Genomic DNA, 24,436 nt, shown 5'->3' on the forward strand with positions numbered 1-24,436 from the left:
GGTGACTGAATGTATAATTGGAAAGCGATTGTAGTTTTAATGCTAAGTGGTGGCCTGTTTGCTTGTTCGGCTACAACTCAAGCTCCTGTTGAGCCAGAGCAAAAGCCTCAAATCGAACAACCTGTTGTGGATGACTCTTCAAAAACTGACGCAACAGAAGGCGAGAAAGTAACGGAACCTACTGAGAAGCCTGAAGAAGTAAAACCAACTGAGCCGGAAGTAAAACCTGCACCTGTTGAAAAACCAGTAGAGAAGGTTAGAAAAACAAGTGACGGCAAACTGATTCTTGGTGAAGAAGAGTGGGTGTTTGTTCCTGGTTTAAAAGAAGCGTTTAAAGCACGTGTCGATACCGGTGCAACAACCTCTTCAATCAGTGCAGTTGATATTGTTGATTTTGAACGTGACGGCAAAGACTGGGTTAAGTTCAAGATTGAACACGACGGAATTACAACTGAAGAGATCAGCTTACCAGTAGAACGCTGGGTTAAGATCAAGCAATCAAGCGCAGAAGGCACACAACGACGCGCTGTGGTTGTAGCTTCGATTCAAATTGGCGATCTAAAAGACAAAACTGAATTTACGCTAGCCGACCGAACGCATCTTTCTTTCCCACTTCTGTTGGGTAGAAGCTTCTTTAGAGATGTTGCGGTTGTCGACGTGAGCAAAAAATACGTTCAGAAGAAAATTACTAAATAACAAGTTCTGCTCGTCATCAAAGCTTTTCGTTTTGAAGAGCTATAGTTTCAAAGGTGACGAGCTTAAAAGACTTTTAGTGTTGATAAATGAAATCCCTACCAGTTCTGCTGGTGGGGATTTTTTTATTTACACCCCATAACGTATGAAAAGCATCTAAATGGTCTATGTTTACTATTCGTTTACTGTTTAGCCTCGACAACGTGATCGAGATCTCTATATAATCCGCGCTTCGATTTTTGTTTAATCCATACTTTCGTACTTCTTATTTAGGTTCTTGAAATAGCCTAATAATTATCTGTCAGTACACGCTTAGGAATTAGTTCTTTGATATCTACCGCGAACATCACAATGCAATTTGGCGCAGAGCCGCTGTTTGAAAACATCTCTGCTAAATTTGGTAACGGCAACCGTTATGGTTTGATCGGCGCTAATGGTTGCGGCAAATCAACGTTCATGAAAATCCTAAGTGGCGCATTAACGCCAAGCTCGGGCAACGTTTCTATCACTCCAGGAGAAAAACTGGGTGTGCTAAGCCAAGATCAGTTCGCTTTCGAACAGTACAGCGTTATCGACGTTGTGATCATGGGCGACAGAAAACTTTGGGAAGTAAAACAAGAACGTGACCGCATTTACTCTTTGCCAGAAATGAGCGAAGACGACGGCATGAAAGTCGCAGAACTTGAAAGTGAATTCGCGGAAATGGATGGCTACACAGCAGAAAGCCGTGCTGGCGACATCCTAATTCAAGCGGGTATTGAAGAAGAGTTCCATTTCGGCTTGATGCAGCAAGTAGCTCCAGGTTGGAAACTGCGTGTGCTATTGGCACAAGCTCTGTTTGCAAACCCAGATATCCTGCTTCTTGATGAACCAACCAACAACTTGGACATTCACACGATCAACTGGCTTGCTGAAGAGCTAAACCAGCGTAAATGTACAATGATCATCATTTCGCACGATAGACACTTCCTGAACTCTGTGTGTACACACATGGCAGACATCGACTACGGTGAGCTACGTGTCTACCCTGGTAACTACGAGTACTTCCTAGAAGCATCTGGCTTGATTCGTGAACAGCTTTTAGCAAGCAACGCTAAGAAAGCGGCTGAAATCAGCGAGCTTCAAGATTTCGTAAACCGTTTTGGTGCTAACGCATCTAAAGCAAAACAAGCAAGCTCTCGTGCCAAGAAAATGGATAAGATCACGCTTGATGAAGTGAAATCATCGAGCCGTATGAGCCCATCTATTGATTTTGGCGAAGGTAAGAAATTACACCGTCAAGCGCTTGAACTTAAAGAGCTTAGTCACGGCTTCGATGGCGAAACACTGTTTGCTGGTGGTAACTTGTTGCTTGAAGCGGGCACACGTCTTGCTGTTATCGGTGAGAACGGTGTGGGTAAAACCACGCTGCTACGTTGCCTAGTTCAAGAACTAGAGCAAAACGAAGGTATCGTTAAATGGTCTGAAAACGCATCGGTAGGCTACTGCGCACAAGATAGCACGACTGACTTTGACAACGACCTGAGCATCTTCGATTGGATCTCTCAATGGCGCACAGTGAAGCACGATGACCTTATGGTACGTGGCATTCTAGGTCGCCTATTGTTTACTGCTGACGATGCGAACAAAAAAGCGCGTAACTGTTCTGGTGGTGAGAAGAACCGTCTGTTATTCGGCAAGCTAATGATGCAAGACATCAACGTGCTTGTAATGGACGAACCAACCAACCACATGGACATGGAAGCAATCCAAGCCCTGAACGACGCGTTGAAGGTTTACACTGGCACGCTTATCTTCGTAAGCCATGACCGAGAGTTCGTTTCTTCATTAGCAACACACATCATCGATGTAAAAGATCAACAGCTAGTGAGCTTCCAAGGTACTTATGAAGAGTACTTAGATCACCAGAAAAAGATGCTGATGGTTAGCTTATAAAGCAAGTCGCTGGCTCAGGTCGTGAACGACTAAAAGCCAGCGAAACTAACAAACAAAAAAGCCCCGAACATTAATATGTTCGGGGCTTTTCTATGTAATACGTTTAGCTATTTATTACTCAGTAATTGAAATCTAGATTAGAATCCGAATCGAGCCGACATTAAGATTTGGTGGCCATATGTGCCGTTATTGCGCATATCAAGACCAACAGACAGTTGATCAGTTGAATGGAAACGAGCACCGATACCCAAAATTGAACGAGTGTCATCGTTGTCGATCAGTTGACCAAGGCGTGCGTTAACTTCAACGTTTGCCATTAACCAAGCTCTCAAGCCAAGGTTAATTTCTGTTTTGATGTGGTTATCGTCATTCCGTTCAATGTTGTGCAGTAACATTTGGCCAGTAACGTCAGCAAATTGACTGATTGGGCCGTTGAATCCCATACCTACCGCTGCATCCCAATCACTTTCAAATTCTGAATCGATACGAGCAACAAAATGAGAGTTCTGAGTGAACATTGTTGTGACTTCACCACCGAAAGTACTTGGGCTAGTACCCATGCGCAGCTCGAATGTGTTGTAGTTAAAGTTGTTTGCAGACGCAGAGAATGAACACAGTGCAGCGAGTCCTAAAAGGACAGTCTTATTCGTGCAACCTAGCATGGTGACTCCATATAAATTGTATTTTGCGGCAGTATAATACAAAAAAGCTTGCAATATGCAGGCCAATTATTTGAAGTCGGTATTTTTATATTAATCGCTTATAGAACCTGGATGTGGTCCACTTCGATTTCAGGTGTCTTACCACCTTCATATTCACCGAAGATACGAACTTTTGTATCAGCGGTCAGTGGTTGTGCTAGGCGGATATCATCATCAAGTTCGATTTGAATTTCACTCTGGCCATCAGAGAAGACAAACGTGTCATTCTTAAGTTGACGAACGATCTTGCCATCCACAATTGCTTCTTGCTCTGCGAACATGCTTGTGTCGGCAAGTAGTGTCGCAACAGAAACGGTTTCAATTGGGCCAGTATAAGCAATAGCGCTTTCGTGCTTGTTGCTGTTGTGGTCACTAGCCATTGCGAAAGTAGGAGCAAGGATAATAGTAGATGCGATAGCTAATACAGTTTTTTTCATGGTGAATCCCTTAATGTTGTTTTTAGTAGAAACGTTTTTCTGAATTTGAAACGTTTCTTTTCGTTAGTACGTTTTTTGTTGAAGCGCCTGTTATCGTTCACAAGCTTCGTTTCGATGGAGCTATTAAACAACACTGGGGTTGAATCCAGAGTGAGTAACACATTCATTTTCCATTCATTTTATTGAGCATCTACTCGGCAATGACGTTAAGATGGTCGCAGAGAAATATTGCCCACAGCTATAAATTGAAAATTAAGAAATTAAGGATTTAAGTACAAATGCGAGCACCATTAAGTGCCCTTATGGTTCAAGGGACAACGTCAGATGCCGGAAAAAGTGTTTTGGTGGCAGGTTTATGCCGTGTTTTGGCAAGGAAAGGAATCAAAGTGGCACCTTTTAAGCCACAAAACATGGCGTTGAACAGTGCTGTGACAAAAGATGGTGGCGAAATTGGCCGTGCTCAAGCGGTTCAGGCGCAAGCTTGTAATATAGAGCCAACCGTTCACATGAACCCTGTATTGCTAAAGCCCAACTCAGATACCGGCGCGCAAGTGATTTTGCAAGGCCGAGCGCTGAGCAACATGGAAGCGACGGGTTATCATGATTACAAGAAAGTGGCGATGGATACAGTTATCGATTCGTTTGACCGACTTTCTGAAGAATATGAAAGCGTGATGATTGAAGGTGCGGGGAGCCCAGCCGAAATCAATCTTCGTGAAAATGATATCGCTAACATGGGATTTGCTGAGAAAGCGGACATCCCTGTGCTCATCGTTGCTGATATTGACCGTGGTGGCGTTTTTGCGCATCTCTACGGGACATTAGCTCTATTGTCTGAATCTGAACAAGCTCGTGTAAAAGGCTTTGTGATAAATCGTTTTAGAGGCGATATCGCACTGCTTCAATCTGGCCTAGATTGGCTAGAGGAAAAAACCGGCAAGCCAGTCATTGGTGTTTTGCCATATCTGCATGGTTTTAACTTAGAAGCGGAAGATGCCATTACCTCTGCTCAAGAGTCTGACGGAGAAGCTAAGCTTAAGGTGGCGGTGCCAGTGCTAACCCGAATCAGCAACCATACAGACTTTGACGCGTTAAGATTGAATCCTTCGATTGATTTACGTTATGTCGGTAAAGGCGAACGTGTAAACAATGCTGATTTAATTATCTTGCCGGGTACAAAGTCGGTAAGAGCAGATTTGGATTACCTAAAAGAACAAGGCTGGGATAAAGATATTCAACGCCACCTGCGCTTAGGCGGCAAAGTGATGGGTATCTGCGGTGGCTACCAAATGTTAGGTAACATCATCCACGATCCTGATGGCGTTGAAGGGGAACCCGGCAGCAGCGAAGGGTTAAGGTATCTGGATACTGAAACGACCCTTACACAGCAGAAAACCTTAACCAACGTACGCGGCACCATGACGCTGGATGGCAAAACAGCACAAGTAAAAGGGTATGAAATCCACGTAGGTAGGACTGATGTCAAAGAAACAGCCTTACCGGTTCAGTTAGAATCTGGCAGCCTAGATGGCGCTGTGAATCAAGATAACTCGATTTTTGGTACTTACTTGCATGGCGTATTCGACAACAGTGATGCGTTGTCGCTTATTTGCGAATGGGCAGGAGCCAACGATGTGACCGCGATTGACCACGAACAGCTTAAAGAGCTGGGTATTAATCGAATCGCTGATGCCATCGAAGAGTACTTAAATCTTGATCTGCTTTGGCCAGAGTTAACAGCTTAAGCCGCCATTTAGAAGTTAGCTAAAGAACTTAAACGAACAATAGATAAGTGATAACAATGAAAAAGCGAGTCTTCCTTTTAACCATGGCTTTAACTTCGGCATTGAGTTCTAGTCATCTTTTTGCTGCGGAAAAGCTACGAGTTTACGCTGCATCGTCGATGACCAATGCGGTTAATCTGTTGGTTGAAGAGTTTGAGAAAGACCATTCTGTCGATGTGATTCCTGTGTACGCGAGTACATCGTCTTTGGTGCGACAAATCGAAAGAGGAGCACCAGCAGACATTTTTATCTCGGCAAATGAGAAATGGATGACGCATTTAGTCGATCGTAAATTGGTTTATAGTGACAATGTCACAAACCTATGTGAAAACGAACTGGTGCTGATTGCTCCTAAAGAGACATCGGTAACGTTAGACCTATCAAAAGGTGAACAATGGGCTAAACTTCTTACTAATGAAAGGCTTGCAGTGGGTAACACCATGTCGGTTCCTGCTGGTATCTATGCAAAAGAAGCGTTAGAAACGTTAGGTGTATGGGACGATGTGAAAACTCGATTGGCACCAAGTAACAATGTTCGTATGGCCTTAGCCTTAGTCGAGCGCAGTGAAGCTAAGCTTGGCATTGTCTACAAAACGGATGCGTTGCTTTCTAAAGAAGTAAACCTAGTGTCGACCTTCCCATCAGATCTGCACACACCAATACGTTACCCTGTAGCGAAGTTGAGTGATAAAGTTGTGGCAGAAGAGTTCTATACTTTCCTAAAGAGCGAAAAAGCGAAAGACACCTTGAACAGTTTTGGATTTGAAGTGCGTTAAATGATGTATTTATCGGAATACGAATACCAAGCCTTAATGCTGAGCTTAAAAGTCGCTGGGTTTGCAATCTTATGGCTTATCCCTATCGGTATTGGCTTAGCATGGCTACTTGCTAAGAAACAATTTGTAGGTAAGAGCATTGTTGAGAGTATTGTCCATTTACCTTTGGTACTTCCACCTGTGGTTATTGGCTATTTACTGCTAGTGATGATGGGCAGGCAAGGTATCATAGGTTCGTGGCTCAATGACGTGTTTGGTATTGTATTCAGCTTTAGCTGGAAGGGCGCGGCACTCGCTTGTGTGGTTGTGGCGTTGCCGCTGATGGTTCGCTCTATTAGATTGAGCCTAGAAACCGTAGACAGTAAGCTTGAAGAGGCGGCTGCTACATTAGGCGCTTCACCTCTTCGTGTGTTTTTCACGATCACTTTACCCTTGATGATCCCAGGGGTCATTACCGGCACCATGCTTTCATTCGCAAGAAGCCTAGGGGAGTTTGGCGCGACCATTAGCTTCGTTTCAAATATTCCCGGTGAAACTCAAACCATTCCTTTGGCTATGTATACCTTTATTGAAACCCCTGGCGCTGAAATGGAAGCCGCGCGTTTGTGTGTCATTTCTATTGTGATAGCGCTGGGTTCATTGATGCTATCTGAGTGGCTCAACAAAAAGTCAGCACAACGCTTGGGAGGCAATGCATGAGTGCTTTGATCCTCCAATATCAACAACAACTTGGTGAAACGTTCTTTGATATCGACTTGGAATTACCAAGTAGCGGCATTACGGCAATTTTTGGTCGTTCTGGCGCGGGTAAAACCTCACTTATCAATGCAATCAGTGGCCTTAAACAGCCCGATAAAGGTCTGATCAGCGTATCTGGAACCACACTGTTCGATAGTGAAAATGGCATTAATTTGCCGACTCACAAACGCAACGTCGGTTATGTGTTCCAAGAGTCGCGATTGTTTCCACATATGAAGGTGGCAGCGAACCTTAAATACGGTATGAAAAGCGTCGATCAAGCGCACTTTGAGCAAATAGTCTCGCTGTTGTCTTTGGGTTCATTGCTTGACCGATACCCAGCTCGTTTGTCTGGCGGTGAGAAGCAACGTGTGGCGATTGGCCGCGCTTTGTTATCAAAGCCGAGCATTTTGTTGATGGATGAGCCTTTAGCGTCTCTCGACTTGCCTCGTAAGCGCGAAGTGATGCCATTTCTGGAAAACTTATCCGAAACCGTCCAAATACCGATCATCTATGTCACCCATAGCCTCAATGAAATTTTACGCTTGGCAAATCACCTTGTGATTATTGACCAAGGCAAAGTGATTTCGTCGGGTGTGACGGAAGAGGTTTGGGCATCGAGAGCCATGCAACCTTGGCAATCTTTCTCAGAGCAAAGCTCGTTGTTTGAAGCGACATTAGCGGAACACAATGACGATTATGCGCTGTCTCGCCTGATGCTAGGAAAGTCGACGTCGTTATGGGTTCAGAAAGTATCGAGTGAGCTTGGTACGACAGTGAGGCTGCAAGTTAGGGCAAATGATGTCTCTATCACGCTAGAACGGCCGAAAGGGACTTCTATACGTAACATCCTTCCTGTCACCATTAAAAGCGTAGAGACGCACCAACAAGGCACAAATAAGCAGAGTGTCGAGGTCGAGCTAGAGTTAGAGTCTGGGTGCTACCTATGGGCAACCATTACATTGTGGGCGCTGGATGAGTTAAATCTAGAAATCGGGCAGCGTGTTTACGCTCAAATTAAAGGTGTGAGTGTCGCTCAAAGAGATATCGCGGTAACGCATTAAACCTGACAAGGTCAGTTTTTCGATATTGCCGCGATACTGCCTGTTATAGGTTCTGAAAATTCGGTCTTGATTCCATGAATGGATACATGCGTCATTTTTATACGGTATAACTGCCAGTTTTGCGCCACACTATATGAGTGTTAAAGCATATGATTTGTCGAATCATATGAACATTAGCAACAAGAACATACAGACGTAACGATCGACGAACAGAAAATAGCGGATATAAAAAAGCCGCGTGTTTAAAGAAACATGCGGCTTAATTCTAAGTAGTACTGTTAGCGCTTAGCCTAGTTTAGGCGACTAGCGACTTACTTAGTAAAAACTTCTTTGAAATCACGCTTCAAGATTGCATCACGACGAGCTTTCTTGATTTGTTTAACCATGTCTTTTACACAGTTGTGTAGAACTTGGTCTAGCAGTTGAGCACGGTACTCTTCTTTTTCTTCGTCAGACATGTCTTCTGGAAGTTTAAGAGTAGGGAACTCTTCCATCACGTTAACACCAGCGAAAGCTTGGCTAACTGAGATTAGAGCGTGGAACTGCTCGAAGTTGTCTAAAACATTTTGTGCGCTTGCTGGAAGACTATCCCAAGCTTCGCGTACTGCTTCTTCAGACACTTCGTGAATAGAAGTAACCATAAAGTGCATCTCTTTTGGTACGCCATCAAATTCGATAACTTGACGAAGTTCTGGTGAGATGGTGGTTAAATCGATTTCTTGTTGTTCGTTGTTTGTAGCGTCTGACATAGTATTTCTCTTTAAAAAGAAACAATGCTAAAAAGATCTGTAAAAAAGTCAATCTAATATAGAGATTAGGGCATGATTTAAGCCCAAATTTGAGCTACTTTGAATATTCAACACTAGATAAAGGTGATGTGATGATAGAAAAGGGATCTTCAATGCGCATATTGCTGGTTGATGACGTTCAACTAGACAGGATGCAACTTGCTATCCGACTCAAGCAACTGGGTCATATTGTAGAAGCTGTCGGTAGCGGAAAAGAAGCCCTGAGTGTTTATTCTGATTTTGATCCTGAACTCGTGTTACTTGATATCAGCATGCCTGATATGGATGGTTTTGAAGTGGCGAATGAGGTTCGAAGCCGATTCCCAGAATGGGTTCCCATCATCTTTCTTAGTGGTCACGAAGAACCTGAGATGATCGCAAAAGCGATTGACGCTGGTGGCGATGATTACCTGATCAAGCCAGTAAACAAGGTTGTTTTGAATTCTAAGCTGATTGCGATGCAACGTATCGCGCACATGAGACGAGAGCTAAAACAAAGCACAGCCAAACTCGAAGAACTGAACATCCTTCTGCAGCAACAAGCCAACGAAGATGGCCTGACCAAATTGTATAACCGTCGATATATGGATACTAAGCTTGAAGAGAGCATAGCGTGGCACGGAAGACGTAATATATCCATGACAGTCATACTTCTAGATGTAGACTTCTTTAAGCCTTACAACGATAATTATGGTCATATTCAAGGGGATAAGTGCTTACAAGGGCTTGCTAATACCTTGAAACAGCTGTTTGTTCGTGCGGGAGAATTTGTAGGTCGTTATGGCGGTGAAGAGTTTGTTCTGATTCTTAGCGATACAGATAGTGAAGGCGCTAAGGTACACGCGACTCGAGTTAAAGAGGCATTGCATGAGATGAACTACGCTCATGAACACTCAACGGTATCGGATAGAGTGACAGCGTCACAAGGTGTGTTGTCATTTGTGCCAGAAGGTGGCGAATCTATTGCGTCTATTTACGAAAAGGTCGATCAAGCGCTTTATCAAGCGAAGCAAAGTGGTAGAAATACCTTTGTACAACGTAACATTTTGGAGCTTGCGCGTTAGTTGGCGAGCTCTTTTCGATATTTGAATTTATACTTCTAATAGCGTTTGAGCTAGGAAGTGCTTTAAGTGATAAAAGAAATGCCACATTCGAAGTCATTTTCTATGACTAACACATCTTGGACGCTTGCGGTTCCTCTATTTTTTACCGCTTTGGCGACCACTGTTAATGCCAATACGCTATCTGATCTTTTTCGAAAGGATCTAGAGCAGAGCTTTGCCACCAGTGTATTGCTCAACGACACCGATGTTTTCACTTTTGGTATCAATAACTTTGACCCCAATAAAGTGTTTAGTTTGGACAATGAAGACATCGGTTCGAATGATTCGGTAAGTCGTCGCCAAAACATCACCTCCCTGAGTTTGCCTTACACATTTGAATTACCAAGTTACATCGAAGACAACCATCAAGAGGTGACGCTACGCTTGTCTGCATTGCGAATCGAGAACGATGTCGAGTACGCGGCAGCAAACAGAAACGATTTTCAAAAAGAGTCGGTAGTGTCTGGCTACGTCGAATTCGCGAATGTGTCCCAGCTAGACGAATATTGGAGCTTCAGCTCTGCAATCGGTAACCACATCTCTTACTACCGCAATGATTATGAATATCGCGCTTCGTTGCTAAAGCCTATTCAAGACCAACTGGATGGCGTATATCTCAATACTGATGCTTGGGCTTACATCATCGAGCCTAAAATCAAGCTGATGTACGAAGATAAGAATGACTGGGGAAAGTATAAATTGAGCACCAGTTGGCATTACTTTAATGGCATCGGCTGGGGCGAGGCGAATAATGGCAATGTCGGTCATCCTGAAGGGTGGTATATCGCCAATGAAGCCAAGGTTTTCTATGATCTCGTGCGTTGGGATAAGAACATCACTTCGATGTACTCGAGTATAAGACGAATTGATATTGGTGGTGACACCGTGGCATCTATGGGCACCACATCTTACTACGAGGGCAGTGTTGGTTGGTTGCTTAACCCAAACCTGTTTAATGAGTGGGTCGATAACGTGGGAATAGGTTTTACGATTAACTACGGAAGTAGCTTAAAAGGTGGCAGCTTGGTTATATTCTTCAACCAAGATTAAGCTCTTTTTTCCAGTTAAGCCCATACGGCCTCAAATCAATGAGGCTCGTTGAACTTGGAAGTGATAGTTATTGAAGCAGATCGCTATTAATGGCTTAAGCTATTTAGATCTCTAGCACTCAATATCTTTCGCTATCAACTATTGTTAACGGTCAATACACAGTTTGTTTCGACCGGTTTCTTTCGCTTTATACAGCGCTTGGTCAGCAAGCTTCAACACCTCTTCAGGATGTCTGGTGGTTGTACTGTCAGACAATCCAATACTCACCGTCACATTCACCACTTCCGATGGTTTGCCGTTCTTACCACGCTTTTTCATCCCCACTTCATGATCGTCAGGGCGCTCGTGACTATTGCGAATCGTCATGTCGTAGTTTTGAACCTCGGAAATCAGAGCTTGAAGGTGCTCTTTAACTTGTTCCGAATGTTTGCCTTTGAAGATAATCGTGAACTCTTCACCACCATAGCGATAAGCTTTAGCGCCGCCTGTGGTTTCTCTCAGAATGCGTGCCACCAGTTTTAACACATCGTCCCCAATGTCATGTCCGTAGGTGTCGTTGAATTGCTTAAAGTGATCGATATCGACCATCGCCATCGAATACTTACGCCCCAAGTGCTTCATATCGACTTCTAAGGCGTGTCGACCTGGAATGTTAGTCAGTTGGTCATTAAAGGCCATATCATGACTAGCAGACATCACATAGACTATGATCAACGTGCCTGACAGCGAGAACATGGTGCTCGAGATGTACTGAATATCGAAGAAGATGAACGTACAAGAAGAAAGCAGGATAGCGCTATAAACCACAACATCGATAGAGCGGTTATACACCAACACGAGAATGGCAGTAAGGCCAAGCAAGCAAAGGCTATACAGCACTAAAACAAAAGGCAGTTTGGAGAAGTCTCTGACAATAAATAGAAGACCATCACTCCATGATTCAAAACCGCCGGCATGGAAGTGAGAGACGATCAATTGTGCCCACACCATAAACAGAACAAGAACGATGGCGTAGAGCAGCATCGACTTTGAGTTTACGCCGTTATCAGGGAAGGCATAAACAAGTAAGCAAGTGACAGGTACTAATGCCGCAAGTAACGAGAGCTCTAATAGCGTTGTGCCAGTATTGAGAGGCGTTTGTAAGCGAACTTGGATGATCAGATAAGCGACAAGCATGGTCACCGATACCATCGCCATTCGACCTTGTCTGAACGTATGGCATAGCAGAACCGCAACGCTCAATAAAATGTAAGGGAGGTTGCTAGCAAACCCTAAATTTGAGTCCGTCACGAGAATGACGTTGTCCATACCAACGAGCAAAATTGTTAACAGGACTAAAGGGAAGCAAAATCGAAACATGCTCGACGTTACAAAAGATGATGCCATTTATGTGGTGAGCCTAACTATATTGATGATCTTATTATTTAATACTATGCGTAGGATACGGTTAAACAAGCGATTGCCAAGCTTTTTACCTAAATTAGAGCAAAAACATAGTCATAGGTCGCTATTGGTGCAATCATTTTTATATGTATTTTGAGTTGCTATTAACCTTAGAACGAACTACACAGTATATATGAGAAATTAATTAGTCGTTATAGATACTTAACAAAATCTGCTCTGCTGCTCTTACGTTGGCGCTGTCACTTAAAGGGCTTGATGATCAGTTATCATTGAGTGACCTTTTCATTAAGCGACGAAGATCTGTAATGAAGTCAGAGTAAGATTAAATAATACCTAAGTTTCAACTATGGACAGTAAAACCTATAACTGAGTTATAGAAAGCTATTAGGAATTGCATGGTTTCAAGTGACTTTAGAAACGACTGCGACTAGAAAAACCGCTACAAATGGAGGTGTGGTATGCAAATTAGTGTTGATGTACATAACTATATGGAAACTCTGGTCGGTCATGTATTGGCTACCGAGGAATATGTGTCTAGTTATACCAACGAACAGTTGGCCGATCTCGCGTGCTTGGCTTTGGGCCAGCTAAAACCTATCTATATTCGTTTTGATATCGATTTTCTGTCAGCATTGCCAGAAGACAAATTGGTGCTCTATAAACGCAATAGTGAGATCGCGGTCAAAAATGCAGAAAGTATGATTATTGACGATCGAAGACGTGAACGTGACGACAATGTGCCTGTTATATTTAGTCAACACAATTTTGACGATGACGTAGAATTGCAATGGTATGAAAAGCCGTTGTTGAACCGTAAACAGTCATGATAGTTTAGGGTGAATACGGTCATTTAAGGAGTAAAAAAACGTGGGATTCTTTTCTAGATTATTTGGTGGCAAAGAAAAAACCGAACAAAAAGTAGAGATTGAGCCAGTCGAATATAAGGGTTTCAATATCTATCAAGATGCCATTGCAGAAACTGGTCAATACCGTGTTGCTGGGCGAATCGAGAAAGAATTCGATGGTGAAATCAAAACTCACCGTTTTATTCGTTCAGATGTTGTTTCAAACAAACAAGATGCCGATGAATTGATGCTCAAAAAATCGCAGATGTTCATCGACCAAATGGGCGACAATATATTTAGCTAACCAATTAGGGTTAGAATTGATGTTGGTCATAATTTAGAGAGCTTTCAGTGTATATGCTGAAAGCTCTTTTTAGTTTTATGGATAAAGAACAGCTAGTGAGTTGTTATTAAAAGGATTATTTGCAAGTGGTTTGACCTCTTGGTTCGAGACGGTCGTCATTTATCCGAATGAAGCGCTTAAATTCCGTCCAAATCGTTATAAGTAATAACTTTTCCTGTTCTTTGAACAAAACGCTTGAAGTATTAGTTGTCGTTAGATACAAACGAATAAGTCATTCGTGCCAATAGTCAAGGAATAGCTATGCAAATTGGTGTACCAAGAGAAACGCTCGCAGGTGAAACGCGAGTCGCTGCTTCGCCGAAATCGGTAGAACAGCTTCTAAAATTAGGATTTGAAGTTTGTGTTGAATCACAAGCAGGTGCGTTAGCAAGTTTTGAAGATGCAGCTTATGAACAAGCTGGAGCAAAAGTTGTCACCGCAGATGAAGCTTGGAAATCCGATATTATCTTTAAAGTTAACGCTCCGATCGTTGACGAGTCTAAAAATGAAATCGATCTTCTTAAAGATGGCGCAACATTGGTCAGCTTTATTTGGCCTGCTCAAAATCCAGAGTTAATGGAACAATTGTCCAGTCGTAACATCAACGTGATGGCGATGGATTCTGTACCACGAATTTCAAGAGCTCAGGCGTTAGATGCATTGAGTTCTATGGCAAACATCGCGGGTTATCGTGCTGTTGTTGAAGCGGCGCATGAGTTTGGTCGATTCTTCACGGGCCAGATTACGGCTGCGGGTAAAGTTCCACCAGCAAAAGTACTGGTTGCAGGTGCTGGTGTTGCTGGACTAGCGGCAATCGGCGCTGCGGGTAGCTTAGGTGCGATCGTTCGTTCATTCGATGTTCGTCCTGAAGTTAAAGAACAAGTTGAGTCGATGGGTGCTGAATTCTTGGAAGTGGATTTCAAGGAAGATACCAGTGCTGGTGACGGCTACGCAAAAGAGATGTCTGAAGCATTCAATAAGAAAGCGGAAGAGCTTTATGCAGCTCAAGCAAAAGACGTTGATATCATCATTACTACGGCGCTGATTCCAGGTCGCCCGGCTCCGAAGCTGATTACCAAAGAGATGGTAGACAGCATGAGTGCAGGTAGTGTGATTGTAGACCTTGCGGCGGCCAATGGCGGTAACTGTGAATACACGGTTGCGGATCAAGTCATTACAACGGCTAATGGCGTGAAGGTGGTTGGTTACACTGATATGGTTGGTCGACTGCCGACTCAATCATCTCAACTGTATGCAACGAACCTAGTTAACCTTTTGAAACTGCTTTGCAAAGAGAAAGATGGCAACATCAATATCGACTTTGAAGATGTTGTTCTGCGTGGTGTTACTGTCGTTAAAGAGGGCGAGGTCACTTGGCCAGCTCCACCAATTCAAGTTTCAGCTCAACCACAACAAACTAAGCCAAAAGCGGCCAAACCAGAGCCTAAAGTTGAAGAACCTGTTTCTCCAATTAAGAAAGTGGCGGGTATGGCGGTAGCTGTTGGTGCATTCGCTTGGGTAGCTTCGGTTGCTCCAGCTGCGTTCTTATCTCACTTTACCGTTTTTGTTCTCGCTTGTGTGGTGGGTTATTACGTAGTTTGGAATGTAAGCCATTCTCTGCATACGCCTTTGATGTCTGTGACTAACGCGATTTCAGGCATCATTGTAGTAGGTGCACTGTTACAGATCGGACAAGGAAGTGGCGTCGTCACGTTCTTATCATTTATTGCCGTATTAATTGCAAGTATCAATATCTTTGGTGGCTTTACCGTGACCAAACGTATGCTTGAAATGTTCCGTAAAGACTAAGGAGTAACAGATGTCTGAAGGATTAGTACAAGCAGCTTATATTGTTGCTGCTGTATTTTTTATTATGAGTTTGGCTGGGTTATCGAAACAGGAATCTGCGCGTGCAGGTAACTATTACGGTATCACGGGTATGGCAATCGCGTTGATCGCAACGATCTTTGGCCCTCACTCTGCTGGTATTGTGTGGATCATCATTGCTATGGTGATCGGTGGTGGTATTGGTATCCACTACGCAAGAAAAGTAGAAATGACTGAAATGCCAGAGCTGGTTGCAATTCTGCACAGCTTCGTAGGTATGGCTGCAGTACTTGTAGGTTACAACAGCTACATCGATCCACCTGCTGCTGTTTCTATCAACCCTGCAGATATTCATGCAGAGCACGTTATCCATCTAGTGGAAGTGTTCCTTGGCGTGTTTATCGGTGCGGTGACGTTCACGGGTTCTATTGTTGCGTTTGGTAAGCTTCGTGGCGTTATCTCTTCGTCTGCATTGAACATCCCTCATAAGCACAAGTGGAATCTAGCGGCTATCGTAGTTTCTACACTGCTGATGATCATGTTCGTTAAAGCAGACGGCAGCATGTTCGCACTAATGGTGATGACACTTATCGCATTCGCATTCGGTTACCACCTAGTGGCATCGATTGGCGGTGCAGATATGCCAGTAGTTGTCTCTATGCTGAACTCGTACTCTGGTTGGGCAGCAGCAGCGGCAGGTTTCATGCTTGCAAACGATCTGCTTATCGTAACTGGTGCATTGGTTGGTTCGTCGGGTGCGATTCTGTCTTACATTATGTGTAAGGCGATGAACCGCTCTTTCATCAGCGTTATTGCTGGTGGATTCGGCCAAGAAGTGGTTGTGTCTGATGGCGATGAAGAGCAAGGTGAACACCGCGAAACATCAGCTGAAGATGTGGCTGATATGCTGAAAAACTCTAAGTCAGTAATCATCACTCCTGGATACGGCATGGCAGTAGCTCAAGCACAATACCCAGTGCATGAAATCACTGACAAGCTACGAGCGCAGGGCATTAATGTTCGATTTGGTATCCACCCAGTTGCTGGTAGGTTACCGGGTCACATGAACGTACTGCTTGCTGAAGCGAAAGTGCCTTACGATATCGTTCTAGAAATGGACGAAATCAACGATGACTTCGATGAGACAGATACTGTATTGGTAATTGGTGCGAATGACACCGTAAACCCTGCAGCACTTGAAGATCCAAACAGCCCAATTGCTGGTATGCCAGTACTTGAAGTTTGGAACGCTCAGAATGTTATCGTATTCAAGCGTTCGATGAACACAGGTTACGCCGGTGTGCAAAACCCACTGTTCTTCAAAGAGAACACGCAGATGCTGTTTGGCGATGCTAAAAAGAGTTGTCTAAGTATCTTAGAACATCTATAGAGATCACCTCTAAACAATATGTAACAACTCGATAAGGAGCTCATTTGAGCTCCTTTTTTTATCTTACGAAAGCGACTCTATGTGTGATCTCAGTTGATACGAAGTTGACGAAGCCTGATGCAAAACTTGTCGCAATTGAGGTTTGGCTTGCCAATCAGCCTACTAGTACGTATGTACAATGTGGCCGTAATATATTGGCCTTTATCTCTGTAGCTCGCCATTCTCAATGTTTTTCATGCGGTTAAAAATTTATCTTTGATAGCGAATGGTATATATTTGGTTGATCTATATGAATTTGCGTTGGTTTGTGATCATCAAAAGAACATTTACTCTTCTTATCGCTACGTTGTCTGTGTCTGCAAACGCATTTGCCGACTCTTTACCTGAGCGTATCGATAATTTCACCAAACTCTTTGATCATGAAACGGCAATCGAATCTTACGATATTCGAGTGCTACAGGCTGATTATCCAACACGTTTGATCATGCCGTCTTCTATGCTGCCACAAACAGCAGAGTACCCGTTAAAAGACATTCAGCGCTTGTACCAGTTATCAAAAACCTGTAGTGGTAAACTGCCGTTAAGCCCTTTGATTACTGAGCCTTTAGTTTTTACTCGTGCAATGTGTAAAGGCACCAAGCTTTCTGACCGTTGGTTTAGCCGTAGTGGTTTGATTCACCCTGGCGGCGGTTCTTATGCGGCACGATACGTTGAGAAGTACCCAGAAAAATTCGACTCTCTGAAGCGCTTTATGCATATTCAAGAGCGACCAAACACCGAACACGATGAACTACTGTCTCGCTTGCAACAAATGGATAGCGAAGCAATCACCGCGCTGTTAGCGGGTGCGAGTATGTTTGTTGAGCTTGATGAGATGTGGGTAAAACGCGGCTACAGATATTACCTGTATAAAAAATCAGTCTGGAACGAAAATGCCACGCTTGCTGGGTTATCGTTTAGCTTGTCTTCAGAAGGTAAAAGCTGTTTTGTCCAGCGTGGTAATGTGTGTTGGGAAATAGAAGATCATTCAGAGCTTCTGCAAGTCGCCATGTTTATCTTGGTTATTGCCAACATTATGCTTGTCTTAGGTTGGGCGGTTTACCGTTGGAACAGTAAGAAACAAGAGATGAAGAGCCGCATGCTGGTGCTTCAAATCCTAACGCACGAATTAAGAACGCCGATTGCAAGTTTGTCATTGACGGTTGAAGGGTTCAGACGCGAGTTCGAACACTTACCAGAATCAGTATATGATGAGTTTCGTAGGCTGTGTGAAGATACACGCCGTTTAAGACAGTTGGCAGAAGCAAGTAAAGACTATTTGCAATCAGACAACCAACCGCTCGCAACAGAGTGGGTACCAAGCGTTGAAGAGTGGCTTCAATACAAAGTTGAAGAAGAATTTGCACCGGGTATTGAACTCCGTGTAAACAAAGATATTGCTGCAAAAATAAACGTATATTGGTTAGGAACGTGCATCGACAACCTGATCAGAAACGCCGTGAAATACGGTGTCGCACCAGTGATACTAGAACTGAATACTTCTGACAAGAAGCTGACATTCAAAGTTATAGATAATGGAGACTTGTCCCGCAAAGATTGGGGGCAACTAAGAAAGCCATTCGTAAGTAAGAGTGGACTCGGTTTAGGTCTGACGATAGTGGAATCTATGGTCGGAAAAATGGGCGGTCACATGACGCTTATCGGCCCCCCAACAACATTTATTTTGGAGATACCTTGTGAAACAGACATTGCTTCTCGTTGAAGATGATAAAAATTTAGCTGACGGTTTATTAGTTAGCCTTGAGCAAGCTGGATATGAATGTTTGCATGCAGAACTGATCTCTGAAGTTGAAGGCTACTGGGAACAAGCGGACCTAGTGATTCTAGACCGTCAACTTCCTGATGGTGACTCAGTAGATTCACTTCCAGGTTGGAAGAAAAAGAAAGACATCCCAGTTATTTTGCTAACGGCTCTCGTCACAGTAAAAGACAAAGTTGCGGGCCTAGACTCAGGTGCAAACGACTATCTAACTAAGCCTTTCGCTGAAGCTGAATTGTTTGCTCGAATTCGCGCGCAGTTACGCCTGCCTGATGCTGAAGATCAAGATGCATCAAAAGTGATGGCTCAAAATCTAGTTATCGATAAAGCGACACGTGAAGTGTTTTTCAATGAACTGGAAGTCACCCTAACGCGTACTGAGTTTGACCTACTGCTATTTTTGGCAAGCAACCTTGGCCGTGTATTCACTCGTGATGAGCTGCTTGACCATGTATGGGGTTACAACCATTTCCCAACAACACGTACGGTAGACACGCACGTTCTGCAACTAAGACAGAAACTGCCGGGTCTAGAAATCGAAACGCTGCGTGGCGTTGGTTACAAGATGAAAGCGTAATGAAAAAAGCCTTACTTCCACTATTAATGTTGTCTTGCGTGGTGAATACCGCGCAAGCTGCGGATTGGTTTAAGAGTAGTGATACTCTAACTCAAGTTCATAAACACCTGTTGGATAATGACTTACCTCAGATGTTTGATTCACTAGTGGAAGTTTGGCAAATCAACTCTTCTCAATCACGAGAAGATCACCTCAATGAGCTGTTCGATCAAGCATTGAACAAAGATTGTGGTAAAACCCTCACCAGAAAAACACTCCCAGATTGGATCAGTTCAGTCGTCGTTAAAAGACACATCATTCAAAGCCCTGGCCGAGATACTTTTCGCGTATCGATTGATGTTGAATCCGAAAACAACATTCAAGATATTACCTTCGAGAAGTGGGTCGATAAGATTGTTTCATCGGACAGTGAGCTAACCAAAGACAGTGAAGTGGTAAACAACGCATCGGTGAGCCTATACCGCAAGCGTTACAATTTAGCATCTCAACTTGAGTCAGGCCTGTATCGTTTAAGTGTGAAAGGCGATGGCGGTAATTCATGGAGTACTTGGATTATTCTTGGTGACGTTGCTTTTCGTCAGCAAGTTCGTTGGGCATCAAAAGACACGTGGCGCATCGATAAAAAAGAACTGCTGAACCCTTATTGTCCGCTTCCTAAGCTCGAAATTGGTTTGTACGATTACATCGATGAACACTATGAGCAGGTGTGGGGCAAGAGCTATGAATCTGATTATCCAATGAACCTAACTGGCGAAGAACTTCCCAATGATCGCTACGTTTTGGCGGTTTCAATGGTGCATTCACGCTGGCAAGGTGACATAGCGATAGAACAAGCACAAACTATCAGTAAAACTTATGATATTTCTAGCGAAGAAGAGTTAAAGTAATTTAAAATTGTGCCGTTAACTATGTAAGGGATCTAACAAAGATAAACGGCATGAAAAAAACTACAAAACTACTCGCAGCGTCAATTGCATTCGCCAGTCTTCCTCTTTCAGCAGCAAACTACGCCATTGAAGCGCGTGGTGATGCGATGGGTGGTGTTGGTGTTGTTTCAGCAAACTTCCTAACTGCTCCATTCTATAACCCAGCACTTGTTGCGATTTATCGTCGTAATGATGACATGGGAATGATCACGCCAAGTTTTGGCGGTAATTATAATGACCCTAATAACTTAGTTGATGATATCGATAATTTAGTTGACAGCATTGAGTCAGGTACTGTGACTGGTTCTGATCTAGATGCTCTTAATGGTGATAGCCTGAATGTTGATTTAGGTGGTGTTGTAGCATTCGCTCTACCAAATCAGTATATTGCAGCAAACGTATTTGCAAAAGCATACACTGAATCATTTGTAACCCCTGATACATCTAGTGACGCTACTAATAGTGACTTGGTTAATGCTGAGTTAACTGCTGTTAAAGCTGTTTCTATTGGCATTATGGAAGCTGGTATATCATTAGCAAAATATCAAACGTTCATGGGACAACATTTGTCGTTTGGTATTTCTCCAAAACTCCAAAGAATCTATACGTATAACTACATTGCCTCGGCACAAAACTACGATCTAAGTGATGTTCGAGAAAACGACACCGCGGAAACTACATTTAATATTGATGCAGGTGCGCTTTGGTTTTACGGCCCATTTAGAGTGGGTTTTTCTGCAACGAATATTATAGACCGTGAGATTGAAACTAAATCCGTTAGCCAACAGCTAACAAGCAGCACAGGGGCTACAAGAACAGTAACATCGAGTCATTCTTATAACCTGGGGCCTGTCTACACTGTTGGTGCGGGGATCGTTTCTGATTACTTTACGTTGAGTGTTGATTATGATTTGAATGAAGCAGAGAAGTTTACTTCGTTCGAAGACAACGAACAGATGATTCGTGTTGGTACTGAAGTCGACCTGTTACGTCAGCTTAAGCTAAGGGGAGGGTATTACAAGAACCTGGCTTACTCTGATTCAGAAGGAACAGTGACAGCTGGTGTTGGTATCTCGCCATTGAACTTGTTTCAGCTAGATCTAAGTGCTAACTACACGAATGAAAATGCAATGGGTGCATCCATCAATTTCCTTGCTAGTTACTAACAGTCCTTATATAGTTCTGCTCCTAAATAAAGGAGCAGAGCATGCTAAACGACTTACCAACCCTTTCTCACGAAGAACAACAGAAAGCTGTTGAACGAATTCAAGAAATGATGACCCAAGGCATCAGCACAGCACAAGCTATCAAAATCGTTGCTGAGCAAATCCGTGAAGAAATGAGTAATAAAGAAGAGTAGGGCATCAGCCCTTCTTTTTTAATACGATAGTGCACTATAACTAAATATATTACCCTCTAGTATATTATCTCGTACATACCTACTCTTTAGTTTCTCTAAATCCCGACCTGTCCAAAACTCTTAAATACTTTTTATTCAACAAGTTACGTCAGAGTAATTAACTTCTCAGGCTTTACTTGGCTTTGGGTTGTAATTAAATTACAGCAAGACCTGAAAGTAAAACAATCACCACTTTGGGTGTCAGTATTTGTGTCACCACGCCTAAGTCATTAAATATATGGCGTTATTTACGGCTAGTGACGTTGTGACTTGTATTTTGAACGGATGAGAATCCATGAATGTTCAGAAGCAGACAAATGAGGATTTCATCGAAGAACAGGGCGAGACAATCCACAGCGGTAATGTTCAAAACCGATATCGCGAATGGCTTACCACCGCTTAGAGCAAGCTTCGTTGCCACATATGTGCTTTACAGAATAAGTATTTAAAAAGCTTACGAGGCGTAAGGTGTTGTGTAGAAGTCGATTAAGGAATGCGGCGCGTATCAATTTGAGAATGCTAAATTGATGTGTTTTCTATTGGGGAATGATAAGTCTAAGCGATAGAACTTGTTAGAAATAGGGTCGCTTTGAGCGCTGTAGTTGTCGTCGTGGTTACGTATGTAGAATCGAAACCTTGGCTCCTCTTGACCTTCATATTCTATATTGATGGTGACCGAATCGAACGTTGAGAGATCGAGCCCTTTATTTTGGGTCGATATAACGAACTCAATTTCACAGAAGGGTAAGCTATAGGTTTGCTCGAAGTCACACTGTAACTCAATTCCATCTTCTGACTTATGTAATGAGCCTACTGTGCCACCATCGTGGTCTCTGTCCGTATTTACGCGCGTAGGCTATCTGTCAGGTGTGATGATGTAGTTCTTATCCATGAGCGTATTAAAAGAGATCAACGACACTAGCGTGATTGCTAGGCAAAAATACGCGCCCAGCGACAGATATATGCCTAAATAGCGTTGTTTTTGTTCGGTATTTATACGAAAGGTAACGTTTTTAAGGGGATAATAATTTAACTGTGTAAATATACAGCTGTTATTTGGGTTCTTTATTTTGTGTTCCATAGGACCAAGCTTTACCTGTACAGCTAGCTACAGTGTCACTTTACTTATTGATTACATCATTATAAGCTTTCTAATCTCAGGCGGTAACACCATTGCGACTTCAAAGCAGGCATATCAGTTAGAGAAAACAAGTAAAGAAAAACTAAGCGCAATGGGTTTAAAGTAACTCTTAGGTTTATTACCAAAGCTACCTAAGTCCAATTGAACGTAATTTCAGGGCAAACCGTGATTATGGATCTCCCAAGTATCGGTGTTGTGTACCAGCAATAAGTGTAATGAATCTATGCAAACTGAACACAAAGTACTAACTCTAGAGAGAATCGTTAAGAAGGTTTGAAAAATCTGTGTGCGGGTCTACATAAGACACACGAACTTTATTAGTTGATGGATTTAAACGAGAGCTAAGCATGTGCAGTTGATAAGAAACATTGGTCGCGTGTGTGAAATCTGGAATAGAAACAACAGCAATGCTTACAAGAATTGCACACAGCGCAGCGAACCGTTAGTGCAAACAGAGAAGTGGCATATAAGTTAAACCAGACGGACAAAGTTTCGCGTCAATTAGATTTTCTGAATGAAGATTGAATTGTGTAGACGCTGGCCGTACATATAATTATTAGATTTCAAATGCGATAAGAAAACTCTGAACGGCGCAAGAAGCGTGAGAGTCAGTTGGAACAAGGATTTTAAGGACAAAAGATGAGAATACTACCTTTAGAATTAACTACACGTATTATTAACTGCGTATTATGGGTCTAAATTATGTTGAGAGGTTTGCTGAAAGCCTGAATGAAACGTTATGTTAAATGGATTTTGATGTTTATAAGGCAGGTATCTTTGTGTGATGCCCTGCCTTTGTATTGTGCCGATATTCTCTAATTTATACTGTGTATTTAACCATACTGGCTATTTACCATAAAATACCTAATAACCAGTGATAATAATCTTCGATTTTAACTCTGGTATTAGTTAGAGATTAACCGCCAGCAAATTTAACTTTGTAGCCTTTCTTTTCAAGGTGCGCTTTGATCTTGTCGCGCGCGTCACCTTGAATTTCGATGTTGCCATCTTTTACTGAGCCACCGCAGCCGCAAACTTTCTTGAGTTCTGCTGCCATTAGTTTTAATGGTGCGTCATCTAGGTCTAAGCCAGTTACGACAGAAACGCCTTTGCCTTTACGGCCTTTGGTTTCTTTTTGGATTCGAACGATACCATCGCCTTTAGGACGTTGGACTTTCTCTTCTTCAGGCTTAATGCGACCTGTTTCTGTTGAATATACTAGGCTCATAATTTACTTCTTTTGTTGCTCTGCTTTTTGTTTTGCGAGTAAGTAAGCTTCTATATGGCGTTGGATTGCAACCTTGCCGCCTTTGATTAAGCGACCGTTAAACATGCAATACCACGCATTAGGCTCACCGGTGTCATTCTTGATTTGGTAGCCGTTGAAGTTTTCAGTCGAGCCACCAGTTCCTCTCGACTTATTTAATGACATGAATTCTTTTGGATCAATAATAGATGCGGTATCAATCCACCAATCAATACTCTTTTTCACGGCAGCTAGGTTGCCCTGAATAACGTTGTTTTTTAACTTAGCACGCCAAACTGTGTTGTTAGCATCTATCGATTGAAGATGGACGCTTCGGTAAATTGAATTAGCCATATCTATTAATCATCTTTCTGTTTTCACTGCATTAATCATAAGTATACTAATAATGATATCAAGCATAATATGGTAAAAACACCTGTCGAGGTATGG

Annotated in this window: 23 protein-coding genes and 1 pseudogene; 17 read left to right on the forward strand and 7 right to left on the reverse strand. The window is 42.9% G+C overall.

The window, feature by feature from the left end; all coding sequences use genetic code 11:
• Positions 1–9: 9 nt before the first annotated feature.
• Complete coding sequence (locus A6D97_RS17995) at positions 10–696, forward strand: ATP-dependent zinc protease (RefSeq protein ID WP_017069095.1); 687 nt, start codon at positions 10–12, stop codon at positions 694–696.
• Positions 697–1,020: 324 nt separating this feature from the next.
• A complete protein-coding gene (locus A6D97_RS18000) occupies positions 1,021–2,628 on the forward strand; it encodes an ABC-F family ATPase (protein ID WP_083190248.1) in 1,608 nt (535 codons plus the stop codon).
• Between the two features lie 137 nt (positions 2,629–2,765).
• Here A6D97_RS18000 and A6D97_RS18005 read toward each other — a convergent pair whose 3' ends face one another.
• Positions 2,766–3,290, reverse strand: coding sequence for a hypothetical protein (locus A6D97_RS18005; protein WP_017060115.1), 525 nt, complete (start codon positions 3,288–3,290; stop codon positions 2,766–2,768).
• A 98-nt stretch (positions 3,291–3,388) separates the two neighbouring features.
• A complete protein-coding gene (locus tag A6D97_RS18010; protein ID WP_048608277.1) occupies positions 3,389–3,766 on the reverse strand; it encodes a NirD/YgiW/YdeI family stress tolerance protein in 378 nt (125 codons plus the stop codon).
• A 278-nt stretch (positions 3,767–4,044) separates the two neighbouring features.
• On the opposite strand from A6D97_RS18010, the gene A6D97_RS18015 reads away from it, so the two are divergent.
• The 4 genes from A6D97_RS18015 to modC are packed head-to-tail and all read left to right on the forward strand — an operon-like array spanning position 4,045 to position 8,128.
• Complete coding sequence (locus A6D97_RS18015) at positions 4,045–5,511, forward strand: cobyric acid synthase (RefSeq protein WP_017067811.1); 1,467 nt, start codon at positions 4,045–4,047, stop codon at positions 5,509–5,511.
• 56 nt (positions 5,512–5,567) lie between these two features.
• Positions 5,568–6,326, forward strand: coding sequence for a molybdate ABC transporter substrate-binding protein (gene modA, locus A6D97_RS18020; protein ID WP_017060111.1), 759 nt, complete (start codon positions 5,568–5,570; stop codon positions 6,324–6,326).
• Positions 6,327–7,025: a molybdate ABC transporter permease subunit gene (modB, locus tag A6D97_RS18025; RefSeq protein ID WP_017060110.1), complete on the forward strand. Its 699-nt coding sequence runs from the start codon at positions 6,327–6,329 to the stop codon at positions 7,023–7,025. It begins immediately after the preceding gene.
• Complete coding sequence (modC, locus tag A6D97_RS18030) at positions 7,022–8,128, forward strand: molybdenum ABC transporter ATP-binding protein ModC (RefSeq protein ID WP_017060109.1); 1,107 nt, start codon at positions 7,022–7,024, stop codon at positions 8,126–8,128. The genes modB and modC overlap by 4 nt, the downstream gene beginning before the upstream one ends.
• Before the next feature lie 311 nt (positions 8,129–8,439).
• Here modC and A6D97_RS18035 read toward each other — a convergent pair whose 3' ends face one another.
• A complete protein-coding gene (locus A6D97_RS18035) occupies positions 8,440–8,877 on the reverse strand; it encodes a DUF3069 domain-containing protein (protein WP_017060108.1) in 438 nt (145 codons plus the stop codon).
• 131 nt (positions 8,878–9,008) lie between these two features.
• Between A6D97_RS18035 and A6D97_RS18040 the strand changes: the two genes are divergently transcribed.
• Both A6D97_RS18040 and A6D97_RS18045 read left to right on the forward strand, forming a co-directional pair.
• Complete coding sequence (locus tag A6D97_RS18040; protein WP_170791831.1) at positions 9,009–9,980, forward strand: diguanylate cyclase; 972 nt, start codon at positions 9,009–9,011, stop codon at positions 9,978–9,980.
• 78 nt (positions 9,981–10,058) lie between these two features.
• Positions 10,059–11,069 carry a Solitary outer membrane autotransporter beta-barrel domain gene (locus A6D97_RS18045; protein ID WP_029235232.1) on the forward strand — a complete coding sequence of 337 codons (1,011 nt, stop codon included), beginning with the start codon at positions 10,059–10,061 and terminating at the stop codon, positions 11,067–11,069.
• A gap of 144 nt (positions 11,070–11,213) precedes the next feature.
• Here the strand turns inward: A6D97_RS18045 and A6D97_RS18050 are convergent, their stop codons facing one another.
• Positions 11,214–12,455 (reverse strand): GGDEF domain-containing protein, encoded by a 1,242-nt coding sequence (locus A6D97_RS18050; protein WP_065584948.1) that lies wholly within the window; start codon positions 12,453–12,455, stop codon positions 11,214–11,216.
• Between the two features lie 476 nt (positions 12,456–12,931).
• Here A6D97_RS18050 and A6D97_RS18055 point away from each other — a divergent pair, with 476 nt between their 5' ends.
• From A6D97_RS18055 to A6D97_RS21685, 9 genes are all read left to right on the forward strand, one after another.
• Positions 12,932–13,300 (forward strand): late competence development ComFB family protein, encoded by a 369-nt coding sequence (locus A6D97_RS18055; RefSeq protein ID WP_017060104.1) that lies wholly within the window; start codon positions 12,932–12,934, stop codon positions 13,298–13,300.
• A gap of 40 nt (positions 13,301–13,340) precedes the next feature.
• Positions 13,341–13,622: an HlyU family transcriptional regulator gene (locus A6D97_RS18060; protein WP_065584949.1), complete on the forward strand. Its 282-nt coding sequence runs from the start codon at positions 13,341–13,343 to the stop codon at positions 13,620–13,622.
• Positions 13,623–13,922: 300 nt separating this feature from the next.
• Complete coding sequence (gene pntA / locus A6D97_RS18065; protein ID WP_017069088.1) at positions 13,923–15,470, forward strand: Re/Si-specific NAD(P)(+) transhydrogenase subunit alpha; 1,548 nt, start codon at positions 13,923–13,925, stop codon at positions 15,468–15,470.
• A 10-nt stretch (positions 15,471–15,480) separates the two neighbouring features.
• Positions 15,481–16,878: a Re/Si-specific NAD(P)(+) transhydrogenase subunit beta gene (gene pntB, locus A6D97_RS18070; protein ID WP_065584950.1), complete on the forward strand. Its 1,398-nt coding sequence runs from the start codon at positions 15,481–15,483 to the stop codon at positions 16,876–16,878.
• 289 nt (positions 16,879–17,167) lie between these two features.
• Positions 17,168–18,640 carry a sensor histidine kinase VxrA gene (gene vxrA / locus A6D97_RS18075; protein WP_065584951.1) on the forward strand — a complete coding sequence of 491 codons (1,473 nt, stop codon included), beginning with the start codon at positions 17,168–17,170 and terminating at the stop codon, positions 18,638–18,640.
• Entirely contained in the window at positions 18,615–19,274 is a 660-nt protein-coding gene (vxrB, locus tag A6D97_RS18080) for a response regulator transcription factor VxrB (RefSeq protein WP_009845363.1), read from the forward strand. The genes vxrA and vxrB overlap by 26 nt, the downstream gene beginning before the upstream one ends.
• The gene (locus tag A6D97_RS18085) at positions 19,274–20,161 is read left to right on the forward strand and encodes a DUF2861 family protein (RefSeq protein WP_065584952.1); all 888 of its coding nucleotides are present in this window, start codon (positions 19,274–19,276) and stop codon (positions 20,159–20,161) included. Before vxrB ends, A6D97_RS18085 begins: the two co-directional genes overlap by 1 nt.
• Positions 20,162–20,211: 50 nt before the next feature.
• Positions 20,212–21,366 carry a conjugal transfer protein TraF gene (locus tag A6D97_RS18090; RefSeq protein ID WP_065584953.1) on the forward strand — a complete coding sequence of 385 codons (1,155 nt, stop codon included), beginning with the start codon at positions 20,212–20,214 and terminating at the stop codon, positions 21,364–21,366.
• Between the two features lie 41 nt (positions 21,367–21,407).
• Entirely contained in the window at positions 21,408–21,560 is a 153-nt protein-coding gene (locus A6D97_RS21685; protein ID WP_004731009.1) for a YoaH family protein, read from the forward strand.
• A 547-nt stretch (positions 21,561–22,107) separates the two neighbouring features.
• Here the strand turns inward: A6D97_RS21685 and A6D97_RS22245 are convergent.
• From A6D97_RS22245 to A6D97_RS18100, 3 genes and pseudogenes are all read right to left on the reverse strand, one after another.
• Positions 22,108–22,596, reverse strand: a pseudogene (locus A6D97_RS22245) (GGDEF domain-containing protein); the annotation flags it as partial.
• Between the two features lie 1,060 nt (positions 22,597–23,656).
• Positions 23,657–23,968: a stress response translation initiation inhibitor YciH gene (yciH, locus tag A6D97_RS18095; protein WP_008221404.1), complete on the reverse strand. Its 312-nt coding sequence runs from the start codon at positions 23,966–23,968 to the stop codon at positions 23,657–23,659.
• Positions 23,969–23,971: 3 nt separating this feature from the next.
• Positions 23,972–24,340 carry a DUF3319 domain-containing protein gene (locus tag A6D97_RS18100; RefSeq protein WP_017060095.1) on the reverse strand — a complete coding sequence of 123 codons (369 nt, stop codon included), beginning with the start codon at positions 24,338–24,340 and terminating at the stop codon, positions 23,972–23,974.
• Between the last annotated feature and the right edge of the window lie 96 nt (positions 24,341–24,436).

The organism is Vibrio sp. ZF57 (assembly GCF_001691235.1).
Classification (GTDB): domain Bacteria; phylum Pseudomonadota; class Gammaproteobacteria; order Enterobacterales; family Vibrionaceae; genus Vibrio; species Vibrio crassostreae_C.